This window comes from Pseudomonas sp. 09C 129, from assembly GCF_002843625.1.
Lineage (GTDB): Bacteria > Pseudomonadota > Gammaproteobacteria > Pseudomonadales > Pseudomonadaceae > Aquipseudomonas > Aquipseudomonas chlororaphis.
On record NZ_CP025261.1, the window covers coordinates 926,371 to 939,172 of the forward strand.

At 61.3% G+C, this 12,802-nt stretch carries 11 protein-coding genes; 7 read left to right on the forward strand and 4 right to left on the reverse strand.

Features of this window, described 5'->3' with window-relative positions:
* Positions 1-249: 249 nt before the first annotated feature.
* On the forward strand, positions 250-1,704 hold the full coding sequence (gene thiI, locus CXQ81_RS04385) for a tRNA uracil 4-sulfurtransferase ThiI (protein ID WP_007929954.1): 1,455 nt from the start codon (positions 250-252) through the stop codon (positions 1,702-1,704).
* Between the two features lie 139 nt (positions 1,705-1,843).
* Positions 1,844-3,664 carry a translational GTPase TypA gene (gene typA, locus CXQ81_RS04390; RefSeq protein WP_009041779.1) on the forward strand — a complete coding sequence of 607 codons (1,821 nt, stop codon included), beginning with the start codon at positions 1,844-1,846 and terminating at the stop codon, positions 3,662-3,664.
* A gap of 269 nt (positions 3,665-3,933) precedes the next feature.
* Here the strand turns inward: typA and CXQ81_RS04395 are convergent, their stop codons facing one another.
* On the reverse strand, positions 3,934-4,377 hold the full coding sequence (locus CXQ81_RS04395) for a YkgJ family cysteine cluster protein (RefSeq protein WP_023970087.1): 444 nt from the start codon (positions 4,375-4,377) through the stop codon (positions 3,934-3,936).
* A gap of 265 nt (positions 4,378-4,642) precedes the next feature.
* On the opposite strand from CXQ81_RS04395, the gene CXQ81_RS04400 reads away from it, so the two are divergent.
* The 3 genes from CXQ81_RS04400 (at position 4,643) to CXQ81_RS04410 (ending at position 8,907) form a co-directional block, all read left to right on the forward strand.
* Positions 4,643-7,093 (forward strand): glycogen/starch/alpha-glucan phosphorylase, encoded by a 2,451-nt coding sequence (locus CXQ81_RS04400; protein ID WP_101336603.1) that lies wholly within the window; start codon positions 4,643-4,645, stop codon positions 7,091-7,093.
* A gap of 197 nt (positions 7,094-7,290) precedes the next feature.
* The gene (locus CXQ81_RS04405; protein ID WP_007925933.1) at positions 7,291-8,301 is read left to right on the forward strand and encodes a class 1 fructose-bisphosphatase; all 1,011 of its coding nucleotides are present in this window, start codon (positions 7,291-7,293) and stop codon (positions 8,299-8,301) included.
* Positions 8,302-8,304: 3 nt separating this feature from the next.
* Positions 8,305-8,907 (forward strand): DUF924 family protein, encoded by a 603-nt coding sequence (locus tag CXQ81_RS04410; protein WP_101336604.1) that lies wholly within the window; start codon positions 8,305-8,307, stop codon positions 8,905-8,907.
* A 124-nt stretch (positions 8,908-9,031) separates the two neighbouring features.
* Here CXQ81_RS04410 and CXQ81_RS04415 read toward each other — a convergent pair whose 3' ends face one another.
* The 3 genes from CXQ81_RS04415 to CXQ81_RS04425 all read right to left on the reverse strand — a co-directional run bounded on the left by CXQ81_RS04415 (position 9,032) and on the right by CXQ81_RS04425 (position 11,616).
* A complete protein-coding gene (locus CXQ81_RS04415) occupies positions 9,032-9,364 on the reverse strand; it encodes a type II toxin-antitoxin system RelE/ParE family toxin (RefSeq protein ID WP_007925929.1) in 333 nt (110 codons plus the stop codon).
* Positions 9,361-9,633, reverse strand: a complete 273-nt coding sequence (locus CXQ81_RS04420) for a type II toxin-antitoxin system Phd/YefM family antitoxin (RefSeq protein WP_101336605.1) — start codon at positions 9,631-9,633, stop codon at positions 9,361-9,363. The genes CXQ81_RS04415 and CXQ81_RS04420 overlap by 4 nt, the downstream gene beginning before the upstream one ends.
* Before the next feature lie 90 nt (positions 9,634-9,723).
* Complete coding sequence (locus tag CXQ81_RS04425; RefSeq protein WP_218244945.1) at positions 9,724-11,616, reverse strand: methyl-accepting chemotaxis protein; 1,893 nt, start codon at positions 11,614-11,616, stop codon at positions 9,724-9,726.
* 283 nt (positions 11,617-11,899) lie between these two features.
* On the opposite strand from CXQ81_RS04425, the gene CXQ81_RS04430 reads away from it, so the two are divergent.
* Both CXQ81_RS04430 and CXQ81_RS04435 read left to right on the forward strand, forming a co-directional pair.
* Positions 11,900-12,154: a hypothetical protein gene (locus CXQ81_RS04430; RefSeq protein WP_007925924.1), complete on the forward strand. Its 255-nt coding sequence runs from the start codon at positions 11,900-11,902 to the stop codon at positions 12,152-12,154.
* Between the two features lie 36 nt (positions 12,155-12,190).
* Positions 12,191-12,760: a lipocalin family protein gene (locus CXQ81_RS04435; RefSeq protein ID WP_007925922.1), complete on the forward strand. Its 570-nt coding sequence runs from the start codon at positions 12,191-12,193 to the stop codon at positions 12,758-12,760.
* Positions 12,761-12,802: the final 42 nt, after the last annotated feature.

Here is a 12,802-nt window from a genome sequence, read left to right on the forward strand (position 1 = left end):
AACCTGCCTCACAAGGGAGCAAATTGCATGCCAGTGCCCCGAGTTGGGTTTTATGCCCCAAACTCACGCATTCCGGGCGCTATTTGGGCCAGATTGGCAAACCGGCGCACCGCAATGTTGCGTTTTTATCTGGCTATGACCTGTTTTGGTGCACGAAAAACCGAGTGCACATTAATTGGTTAAACCTTGAGCAATTTCCGCTATAATCCGCGCCCCCCTTTTTCGGCTGGCCCAGCGCGCGCTGTTTTCATGAAACTAATCGTTAAAGTTTTCCCGGAAATCACCATCAAGAGCCGCCCGGTACGGACGCGTTTCATCCGTCAGCTGGCCAAGAACATCCGTGCCGTGCTCCGCGATCTGGACCCGGCTGTGGTGGTCAATGGTGTGTGGGACAACCTCGAGCTGGAAACCGCCGTCAGCGAGCCGAAAGCCTTGAAGGAGATGACCGAGCGTCTGAGTTGCATGCCGGGCATCGCGCATTTCCTGCAGGTCGATGAATACCCGCTGGGCGACTTCGACGACATAGTCGCCAAGTGCAAGCAGCACTTTGGCGAGGCGCTGTCGGGGAAAGTTTTCGCCGTGCGCTGCAAGCGTGCCGGCAAGCATGAATTCAGCTCCATGGACGTGGAGAAATACGTCGGCAGCCAGCTGCGCCGACAGTGCGGCGCAGCCGGGATTTCCCTGAAAGAGCCGGAAATCGAAGTGCGGATGGAAATTCGCGACCAACGGTTGTTCGTGATCCACAGCCAGCACAACAGCATCGGCGGTTACCCGCTGGGCGCCCTGGAGCAGACCCTGGTTTTGATGTCCGGCGGTTTCGATTCCACGGTGGCGGCCTACCAGATCATGCGTCGCGGCCTGATGAGCCACTTCTGCTTCTTCAACCTGGGCGGGCGTGCCCACGAATTGGGCGTGATGGAAGTCGCGCACTATATCTGGAAGAAGTACGGCAGCTCCCAGCGCGTGCTGTTCGTCAGCGTGCCGTTCGAGGAAGTGCTCGGCGAAATCCTCGGCAAAGTCGACAACAGTCATATGGGCGTCATTTTGAAGCGTATGATGTTGCGTGCCGCGTCGAGCATCGCCGACCGCCTGCACATCGACGCGCTGGTCACCGGCGAGGCGATTTCCCAGGTGTCGAGCCAGACCCTGCCGAACCTCTCGGTCATCGACTGCGTGACCGACAAGCTGGTGCTGCGCCCACTGATCGCCAGCCACAAGCAGGACATCATCGACCTGGCCAACGAAATCGGCACCGCCGACTTCGCCAAGCACATGCCGGAGTACTGCGGGGTCATCTCGGTGAACCCCAAGACCCACGCCAAGCGCCATCGCGTGGAGCATGAAGAGAAAGAATTCGACATGGCGGTGCTCGAGCGTGCGATCGAGCGGGCCAAACTGGTGCCGATCGATCGGGTGATCGACGAACTGGGCCAGGATTTGCAGATCGAAGAAGTCAGCGAGGCGCTGGCGGGCCAGATCGTGATCGACATCCGTCATCCGGATGCTCAGGAAGACGACCCGCTGACACTTTCTGGCATCGAGATAAAAGCGCTGCCGTTCTATGCATTGAATGCACGCTTCAAGGAACTGGACCCTACTCGCCAGTACCTGCTGTATTGCGACAAAGGCGTCATGAGTCGCCTGCATGCTCACCATCTGCTCAGTGAGGGACATGCCAATGTGCGCGTTTATAGACCGAGCTAAGTGCCCGGGGCTGTTTGCCTGTGGCTTGCGTCACCGGCCCCCCGACGCCACCGTCAAGCTGTAACGGCCTTGCCGGACTCTATTGTTAATCGCTGCCAGCAGTTGTCAGCACACCGAATCCTCTGATCGAGATACACAAGTGATCGAAAATCTACGCAACATCGCCATCATTGCTCACGTTGACCACGGTAAAACCACCCTGGTAGACAAACTCCTGCGTCAATCCGGCACCCTGGAGCGCAACGAGCTCAACGACGAGCGCGTGATGGACTCCAACGACCAGGAAAAAGAGCGCGGTATTACCATCCTGGCGAAAAACACCGCCATCAACTGGAACGGCTACCACATCAACATCGTGGACACCCCGGGCCACGCCGACTTCGGCGGCGAAGTTGAACGCGTAATGTCGATGGTCGACTCCGTTCTGCTGCTGGTCGACGCTCAAGACGGCCCTATGCCGCAAACCCGTTTCGTGACCAAGAAGGCGTTCGAAGCCGGCCTGCGTCCGATCGTGGTCATCAACAAGGTCGACCGTCCAGGCGCGCGTCCTGACTGGGTTCTGGACCAGATCTTCGACCTGTTCGACAACCTGGGCGCCACCGAAGAACAGCTGGACTTCAAAGTCGTCTACGCCTCGGCCCTGAACGGTATTGCCGGTCTGGACCACACCGACATGGCCGAAGACATGACCCCGCTGTACCAGTCGATCGTCGACAACGTTCCGGCTCCGGCCGTTGACCGTGACGGTCCGTTCCAGATGCAGATCTCCGCTCTGGACTACAACAGCTTCCTGGGTGTGATCGGCGTTGGCCGTATCGCTCGCGGTCGCGTCAAGCCGAACACCCCGGTTGTCGCTATCGACGTCGACGGCAAGAAGCGCAACGGCCGTATCCTGAAGCTGATGGGGCACCACGGTCTGCACCGTGTGGACGTTGAAGAAGCGGCTGCCGGCGACATCGTCTGCATCAGCGGTTTCGACGAGCTGTTCATCTCCGACACCCTGTGCGACCCGACCGCTGTCGAAGCGATGAAGCCGCTGACCGTCGACGAGCCGACCGTTTCCATGACCTTCCAGGTCAACGACTCGCCATTCTGCGGTAAAGAAGGCAAGTTCGTGACCAGCCGTAACATCAAGGAACGTCTGGACAAAGAGCTGCTGTACAACGTTGCACTGCGCGTTGAAGAAGGCGACTCGGCCGACAAGTTCAAGGTTTCCGGCCGTGGTGAGCTGCACCTGTCGGTACTGATCGAAACCATGCGTCGCGAAGGTTTCGAAATGGGCGTTGGCCGTCCTGAAGTGATCATCCGTGAAGTCGACGGCGTGAAGCAGGAACCGTTCGAAAACGTCACCATCGACATCCCTGAAGAATCCCAGGGCAAGGTCATGGAAGAAATGGGTCTGCGTAAGGGCGACCTGAGCAACATGGTTCCGGATGGCAAGGGCCGTGTACGCCTGGAATACAACATTCCAGCCCGTGGTCTGATCGGTTTCCGTAACCAGTTCCTGACCCTGACCAACGGTGCAGGCATCCTGACCTCGATCTTCGATCGCTACGCTCCGATGAAGTCCGGCCACATGTCCGGTCGTCAGAACGGCGTACTGGTTTCGGTCGAGACTGGCAAGGCCCTGACCTACTCCCTGGAAACCCTGCAGGCGCGCGGCAAGCTGTTCGTCGAGCACGGCCAGGAAATCTACAACGGTCAGATCGTTGGTCTGAACAGCCGTGACAACGACCTGGGTGTGAACCCAACCAAAGGCAAGAAGCTCGACAACATGCGTGCTTCGGGCAAGGACGAAACCATCGCCCTGGTTCCGCCGGTTCGTTTCACCCTGGAACAGGCTCTGGAATTCATCCAGGACGACGAGCTGTGCGAAGTGACTCCTAAGTCCATCCGTCTTCGCAAGAAGATCCTGGACGAAGGCGAGCGTACCCGCGCTGCCAAGAAAGCCAAGAACTGATCCTTTAGTTCAGGCTGAATGAAAACGCCCCCGGTCGAAAGGCCGGGGGCGTTTTTTTTGATCTGTGAAAAAGCTCGGGTCCTGTAGCCGCTGCCGAGCCTGCGAGGCTGCGATCGACCGCGTAGCGGTCGTAAAACGGTGTATCTGAAACTCTGCGGTGGCCCGTACTGCGGCTGCTTTGCAGCCGATCGCAGCCTCGCCAAGGCTCGGCAGCGGCTACAGGGCGGCAGGGTTACGCGGGGAACGGGGTTGCAGGCGCAGGTCGAGGCTCAGAAGCGTTCCAGGGTCCGGCTGCTGGTGTTGGTCGGGCGCTCCACCGGCTTGGGCTTGTACGCGCAATAGCCTGGGCGCGGGCCGATCTTCGGGTGGTTGCGGCAGGTGTCCGGGCGCTTGTCATAAATGGTGCACAGGCGGCTCTTACGATCCAGATACAGGCAGTCGTTGTTACTCATGCGCTGCAGGGTGAAGATTTCGGACTTCTGGTTGTAGCGCTCGACGATGCCTTCCTTCTGCAGGCGCTTGGCGATGTTCTTCGCCGGCTCGCCGCGCTCGAATTCGTCGACGATGCCGATGCGGATCAGATCCTTGATCTTGACCTCCACCGGCAGGGTGCAGCAGCTGGACATGCAGGAGCCGCACATGGGCGCGGAATACTTGGCCCAGGTATCGAGTCGGTCGATTTCCGCGGCGGCGATCAGGTTGGACTTCATCAGGCTTGTTTCCAGCGTGTGTATCAGGGCGCGCGATCATACCGGTACTGGTGGATTTTTGAACAACCATTTAACGGAATTTGCGCCTGCCCAAGGGGAGTGCGAGGGTCGGCACGGCATCTGCATCATTTTTGCCAGCTGCCGCGGGAGACGCCGCCTCTGCTCGGGCAATCGCACGACGCACCGAACCAGAGTCTTTGGCTCCTGTCAGACCGACTAGGCTCAGACAATTCCATGCTCACTGTCTATCTCGCTCGAGGTCGTATTCATGACTCAGGAACTGCAAGTTCGTGACGCTGAGGTGGCCGCTTTTCGCGACGCCGTCCTGACCAAACTCACCTACGCGGTGGGCAAAGACCCGGACCACGCCTTCGACCATGACTGGTTCGAAGCCATCGCCCTGGCGGCGCGCGATCACATGGTCGAGCACTGGATGGACCATACGCGGCAGATCTACCGCAAGGGCCAGAAACGCGTTTACTACCTGTCCCTGGAGTTCCTCATCGGTCGCCTGCTCTACGACAGCCTGAGCAACCTCGGGCTGCTGGACGTGGCGCGCGATGCGCTGAACGACCTGGGCGTCGATATGGAACGCATCCGCCTGCTGGAGCCGGATGCGGCGCTGGGCAATGGTGGCCTCGGCCGCCTGGCGGCGTGCTTCATGGAAAGCATGTCGACCCTGGGCATCGCCGGCCACGGCTACGGCATTCGTTATGAACACGGTTTGTTCCGCCAGGCCATCGTCGATGGCTGGCAGCAGGAGCAGACCGAGCACTGGCTGGACTTCGGCAACCCCTGGGAGTTCGAGCGCCCCGAAGTGATCTATTCGATCGGCTTCGGCGGCAGCGTCGAGACCGTCACCGACGAGGCCGGCCACGCCCGGCAGGTCTGGTGGCCGGCGGAAACCGTGCGCGCGGTGGCCTACGACACCCCGGTGGTCGGCTGGCGCGGTGCCAGCGTCAACACCTTGCGCCTGTGGCGGGCGCGGGCCATGGAAGACCTGCACCTGGAACGCTTCAACGCCGGCGACCACCTGGGCGCGGTGGCCGAGGTGGCCCGGGCCGAGAGCATCTCCCGGGTGCTCTACCCGGCGGACAGCACCGAAGCCGGCCAGGAACTGCGCCTGCGCCAGGAATACTTCTTTGTCTCCGCGTCCCTGCAGGACCTGCTGCGTCGGCACAAGAACATGCACGACTCGGTGCTCAGCCTCGGTGAGCATGCGGCGATCCAGCTCAACGACACGCACCCGTCGATCGCCGTGGCCGAGTTGATGCGCCAGCTGGTGGACCTGCACGGCATCGCCTGGGACGCGGCCTGGCAGATCACCGTCGAAACCCTGGCCTACACCAACCACACGCTACTGCCCGAAGCCCTGGAAACCTGGCCGGTGGGCCTGATGGAACGCATGCTGCCGCGGCACATGCAGATCATTTACCTGATCAACGCCCAGCACATCGATTCGCTGCGGGCCAAGGGCATCCACGACTTCGACGTGCTGCGTGCGGTGTCGCTGATCGAAGAAGATAACGGCCGCCGGGTGCGCATGGGCAACCTGGCGTTTCTTGGTTCCCATAGCGTCAACGGCGTGTCCGGCCTGCACACCCAGCTGATGCGCAGCACGGTGTTTTCCGAGCTGCACAAGCTGTATCCGGAGCGGATCAACAACAAGACCAACGGCATCACCTTCCGCCGCTGGCTGTACCAGGCCAACCCCAAGCTGACGGCGATGCTGGTCGAAGCCGTGGGCCCGGAGCTGCTGGACAACCCCGAGGAGCTGTTGCTCAAGCTCGAACCCTTCGCCGAGAAGCCGGCCTTTCGCAAGCAGTTCGCCGAACAGCGCCTGCACAGCAAGCGCGCGCTGGCGGCGATCATCCATGAACGGCTGGGCATCGCGGTCAATCCGGCGGCGCTGTTCGACGTCCAGGTCAAACGGATCCATGAGTACAAGCGCCAACTGCTCAACCTGATGCACACGGTGGCGCTGTACCAGGCGATCCGCGCCGAGCCGGAAATCGACTGGGTACCGCGGGTGAAGATCTTCGCCGGCAAGGCCGCGGCCAGTTACCACCAGGCCAAACTGATCATCAAACTGAGCAACGACATCGCCCGCACGGTGAACAACGACCCGACCGTGCGCGGCCTGCTCAAGGTGGTGTTCCTGCCCAACTACAACGTCAGCCTGGCCGAAAGCATCATCCCGGCGGCGGACCTGTCGGAGCAGATTTCCACTGCCGGTTTCGAGGCCTCGGGCACCAGCAACATGAAGTTCGGCCTCAATGGCGCGCTGACCATCGGCACCCTGGACGGCGCCAACGTCGAGATGTGCGAGCGGGTCGGCGCCGAGCACATGTTCATCTTCGGCCTCAGCGCCCAGCAGGTGGAGGCACGTAAACGCAATGGCGAATTCAGCGCGGTGCCGGACATCGCCGCCTCCCATCGTCTCAACGATGTGCTGCAGGCGATTCGTGGCGGGGTATTTTCGCCGGACGATCCGGCCCGTTACTCCGGGCTGATCGATTCGCTGGTCGACTATGACCGCTTCCATGTGTGCGCCGATTTCGACTCCTACTGGAATGCCCAGCTGCATGTCGAAGAGCGCTGGCGCGACAGCAATCAATGGTGGCGTTCGGCGGTGCTCAACAGCGCGCGCATGGGCTGGTTCTCTTCGGACCGGACCATTCGCGAGTACGCCACACAGATCTGGAAGGCTCTGGAATAGGCCGCTCGGCGGTCCCCGTAGCGTCTAAAGGGCGCAGGCTATCGCAGCCTGCGCCAACGGCTACGGATCGGATTTCGGGCTACGCTCAACCCCATGCATGAACTCTCTGTGGCGGATCTCGTCTCATAGGAGGAAATGCACCCCGACTCGCGTTAAACTGCGCGGGTTTTTAGCCCCCCATTCCTCCGGAGCCGTCCATGTCCCGCGTTACCCTGAGTCGCTATTTGATTGAGCAGACCCGCAGCAACAACACTCCTGCCGATCTGCGCTTCCTGATCGAAGTGGTGGCGCGTGCCTGCAAGGAGATCAGCCATGCCGTGTCCAAAGGCGCCCTGGGCGGTGTTCTGGGCAGCATGGGCACTGAAAACGTCCAAGGCGAAGTGCAGAAGAAGCTCGACGTGCTCTCCAACGAGATCCTGCTCGAAGCCAACGAATGGGGCGGCCACCTGGCCGGCATGGCGTCCGAGGAAATGGACAATGCCTACCAGATCCCGGGCAAATACCCGAAAGGCGCGTACCTGCTGGTATTCGACCCGCTGGACGGCTCGTCGAACATCGACATCAACGCCCCGGTCGGCACGATCTTCTCGGTATTGCGTTGCCCGAACGAATACCTGAGCCAGAACGAACCGCTCAATGAAAAGGCCTTCCTGCAGCCAGGCACCCAGCAGGTTGCCGCCGGTTACGCCATCTACGGCCCGCAGACCATGCTGGTGCTGACCCTGGGCGACGGCGTCAAGGGTTTCACCCTGGATCGCGAAATGGGCAGCTTCGTGCTGACCCACGAAGACATCACCATTCCTGAAAGCACCCAGGAATTCGCCATCAACATGTCCAACCAGCGTCACTGGGAAGCGCCGGTGCAGCGTTACGTGAGCGAATTGCTGGCGGGCGAAGAAGGCCCGCTGAACAAGAACTACAACATGCGCTGGGTGGCCGCGATGGTCGCCGACGTGCACCGCATCCTGACCCGCGGTGGCCTGTTCATGTACCCGCGCGACAGCCGCGAGCCATCCAAGCCGGGCAAGCTGCGCCTGATGTACGAAGCCAACCCGATGTCGTTCCTGGTGGAACAGGCGGGCGGCGCTTCCACCGACGGTCACCAGCGCATTCTCGACATCCAGCCTGAAGGCCTGCACCAGCGCGTAGCGGTGTTCCTCGGCTCGAAGGAAGAAGTCGCCCGCGTCACCGCCTACCACAAGGAATAACCCATGGCCGCGCCCTGGCAGCCCTTGCTCGACTGGTGGTTCGGTTCGGCCGAGAAACCCGCGGACATCAAGGCTGAAAAGGGCAGGCTGTGGTTTGGCAAGCGCGACAGCCAGGACCTCGAGGCGCACGAGCGTTTCGGGGATCTGGTGGAACAGGCCTTGGCCGGCGGATTGACCGAGTGGGCGCAACGCCCGCAAGGTTGGCTGGCCCTGGTGCTGCTGCTCGACCAGCTGCCGCGCATGCTGTATCGCGAAACCCCCAAGAGCTTTGCCGGCGATCTGCGCGCCCAGGCGCTGGTGGCCCAGGGTATTGCCGCGGATTTCGACCGCCAGCTGGCGCCGATGCAGCGCAGCTTTATCTACCTGGTGTTCGAGCATTGCGAAAACCTGGCGGTGCAGAACGAAGCGATCTCCAGGTTCGCCGCCTTGCACGACGAGCAGCCACTGGCCGACCAGCCGGTGTTCGCCGATCTGCTGGACTACGCCGAACGGCATCAGAAAATCATCGCCCGCTTCGGGCGCTTTCCCCATCGCAACCAGATTTTCGGGCGTGAGTCGACGCCGGAGGAACTGGCATTCCTGCGCGAGCCGGGTTCCAGCTTCTAGTTCTTCTGCGTTCTGTAATCGCTATCGCGGGCAAGCCTCGCTCCTACAGGCGCGTGTATGCATCCGTAGGAGCGGCCGGTCGACACTCGATTGCCCGCGATAGGGCTTCAGGACCCATGAATACTTAGCGCCTGGCGCGCAGTAACCGCTTCATCAGCAAGGTTTGCAGGTCTTGGCGGGTATCGGCGATGACATGGATGTAGACGGTAGCGTCTCGTACTTCATAGATGATTCGATTCATCCCCGAGAGTATCTGTCGGTAGTGGCCGACATGCAGTTGTTCGAGTTCTTCGGGAATCGCCCCGGCGTAGGGCAGGGTGGCCAGTTGGCGAATGGCTTGTTTCAGGCTGCTGTAGCTGTTGTGCCAGGTAGCGGTGGAGAGCCGCTGGGTGAGGTAGGTACGCAACTCGATGAGGTCGGTTTCCGCCGAATGCAGAAGCACTACCTTGAATGTCACGGTTGGTCGGCCTGGTCCAGTTCGTCGAACACGTCCTGGGCATCGCGGAATTGGCCTTCATCGATCTCACGATTACCGAGGGCGAGGATCTTCAGCAGCGCCATGGTTTCTTCCTGCTGCTCGAAGCTTTTCACATCCATGACCACCAGTTTTGCCTCGCCGTTCTGGGTAATGATCATGGGCTCACAGCTTTCGGTGATGGTTTTGACGATCTCGGCGGTGTGGCTTTTCAGGTAACTGATCGGTTTGATCTGAGAGGAAAGCTTCATGGGAGCATCTCGTCTGGGGAAGCAGGACTGAGTTTAGTCTTTATTCAGTCCTGTGTGCGCCGCGCCAGACGAGTTGAGTGTTGCTGATCGTTAAATCCGGAAACTGCCCACCAACTGCTGCAACCGCGCCGCTTGCTGCTCCAGGTCGGCGCAGGCGCGCAGGGTCGCCTGCAGGTTTTCCACGCCTTCCTGGTTGAGGGTGTTGATCTCGGTGATGTCGACGTTGATCGACTCCACCACGGCGGTCTGCTCCTCGGTGGCGGTGGCCACGGACTGGTTCATGCCGTCGATCTCGCCGATGCGCTGGGTCACGCTGCCCAGGCGCTGGCCGGCCTGGTTGGCGATGCCGACGCTGCTTGCGCTCTCGCGCTGGCTTTCGGTCATGGTGTCCACCGCCTGGCGGGCGCCGACCTGCAGTTCCTCGATCATCTTCTGCACTTGCTGCGCCGAGTCCTGGGTGCGGTGGGCGAGGTTGCGCACCTCATCGGCGACCACCGCGAAACCACGGCCGGCCTCACCGGCGCGGGCGGCTTCGATGGCGGCGTTGAGGGCCAGCAGGTTGGTCTGCTGGGAGATGCTGGTGATGACTTCGAGGATCTGCCCGATGTTCACCGTGTTGCTGTTCAGCGTTTCGATATGGCCGCAGGAGTCGCTGATCTTCGCCGACAGCTGCTGCATGGCGGCGATGGTCTGGTCGACCACGGCCTGGCCTTCGCTGGCCAGGTTGCGCGCATCGCTGGAGTGCTGCGACGCCAGGGCGGCGTTCTGGGCGATTTCCTGGGCGGCGGCGCCGAGCTGGTTGATGGCCGCAGCGACGCTGCTGGTGCGCGAGGCCTGCTGGCCGGAGTTGAACATCGATGAGTTCGAGGCGCTGACCACCCGCAGGGCGACTTCGTTGACCTGGCCGGTGGCCGAGGCGACTTCGCGGATCGAACCGTGAACCCGTTCGACGAAACGGTTGAACGACACGCCCAGGGTGCCGAACTCGTCGTGGCCATGGATGGTCAGGCGCTTGGTCAGGTCGCCTTCGCCCTCGGCGATGTCGTGCATGGCGCGACCCATCAGGTGCAGCGGCTGCATCAGCACGCGGATCAGCATGCCCAGCAGGCTGATGATGATCACTACGGCAATCAGCATGGCGATGATCGCCGAGGTGCGGAACTCGCTGAGCATCGAGAACGCGGTGTCCTTGTCCAGCACCAGCGCCACGTACCAGTCCGCCGCTGGCACGCCGTTGACGCGGGTGAAGGAGATGAACTGGGTCTTGCCGTCCAGCTCGACTTCCTTCAGGCCCGGGCCGACCTGCGGGGCGCCATTGGGGTAGGCGTCGCTGAGGTTCTTGAGCACCAGCTTGCTGTCCGGGTGGATCAGGATCTTGCCGCCGGCGCTGACGATGAACGCCTGGCCATGGCCGCCGAAATTCAGCGAGTTGATGATGGCGCTGACGTTGGACAGGTCGATATCGGCCCCGGCGACGCCGATGAAGCTGCCCTGGTGCTGCACCGGGGTGGCGACGGTGATCACCAGCTTGCCGGAAGAGGCGGCGATGTAGGGTTCGGTGACGATGGTCTGCTGGGCCGAGTTGGCCGCCTTGTACCAGCCACGGGCTCGCGGGTCGTAGTCGGGCGCGCGGTTGCCCGCCGGGACCGAGAACATCGCGCCGTCCTGGCCGCCGAAGTAGCTGAGCTGGAAGTTGCTGGCGTAGGCGGGGAGGCCGACGCTGCGTTTCAGGTCGTCGGCGCCGCTGCCGTCCACGGCGATCTGCTGGGCCAGGGTGTGCAGCAACTGGATGCGGCTTTCCAGCCAGGTCTGGATGTTGCTGCTGGTCAGGCTGCCGAGTTCCTGCATGGAGGACTCGTTGCTGCTGCGCAGGGCCTCGCGCTGTCGATAGTCGTTGAACAGGATAAAACAGGCGAACGCAACGGCGACCACAAGAGCGGCGGCAAGCAGGATCTTATGGCTGAATTTCATGTTTCTGGTCATTAGGTGAACTACCGCGAAAGGGTGGTCAGCGAGGGGGCGTCAATTTGCCATAACGGCAGCTTTTGCGCTGCTTTTATGTCGACTGGCCATCATGAAAAATGAGGCACGCCGACGTCTGCCCGACGAAATGCGTTTTGCCCCCGCAAAGTGGTTGATTCCGGAGGAAATGCTGGGCGCTGCGTCACAATAAATAGGCGTCTGGCTGGGGAACCAGATGGGGCTTTTCTCTTCTAAGCTTCTGGTTGGCAGCATGCCATCCCCCCGTTCGCCCAGGAGTTTCACCATGTCCCTGCGTTCTCTCGCTCTGTTGTCGTTCTGCGTGCTGTTGGCTGCATGCGGCAAGATCAATCAGGAAAACTATTCCAAGCTGTCGGCCGGCATGCCCAAGGCCGAAGTTGAAAAACTGCTGGGCAAACCAACCGATTGTTCCGGCGCGCTGGGCATGTCCAGCTGCACCTGGGGTGACAAGAACAGCTTTATCAGCGTGCAGTACGCCGGTGACAAAGTGCTGATGTTTTCCGGGCAAGGCCTGAAGTAAAAAAAACCGGGGCCACGTGCCCACGGGAGAAAAATAATGATGCGTTTGCTAGTCACTCTTCTGGCCGGCCTGTTGTTGGCCGGCTGCGCCACTTCCCGGGACGATTCACTGGCGCCCAAGACCGCGAATCACGTCGATCTCAAGCGTTACCAAGGGACCTGGTACGAGCTGGCGCGTTTGCCGATGTATTTCCAACGTAACTGCGCGCAATCCGAAGCCCGCTACACCTTGCTGCCCGAAGGCAATATGGCGGTGCTCAACCGCTGCCTGACCGCCAACTGGCAATGGGAAGAGGTGCGGGGCACGGCAACGCCGCAGGCGCCGGATAAAACCGACAAGCTGTGGGTCGAATTCGATACCTGGTTTTCCCGGTTGATACCGGGCCTGGCCAAGGGCGACTACTGGGTGCTGTATGTGAGCGACGACTACAAGACCGCCATTGTCGGCAACCCGGATCGTCGATACCTGTGGCTGTTGTCGCGCCGGCCGAATGTCAGCGAGGCGGTTCGTGAGGACCTGCTGAGCAGGGCGCGCCAGCAGGGTTATGACACCACCCGCCTGATCTGGCGAGTGTCGGACAAGGCGATGGCCAAGACCTCGAAGTGAATCCATGCGGGAGCCAGCGTGCTGGCTCCCGCGGTGACGGGC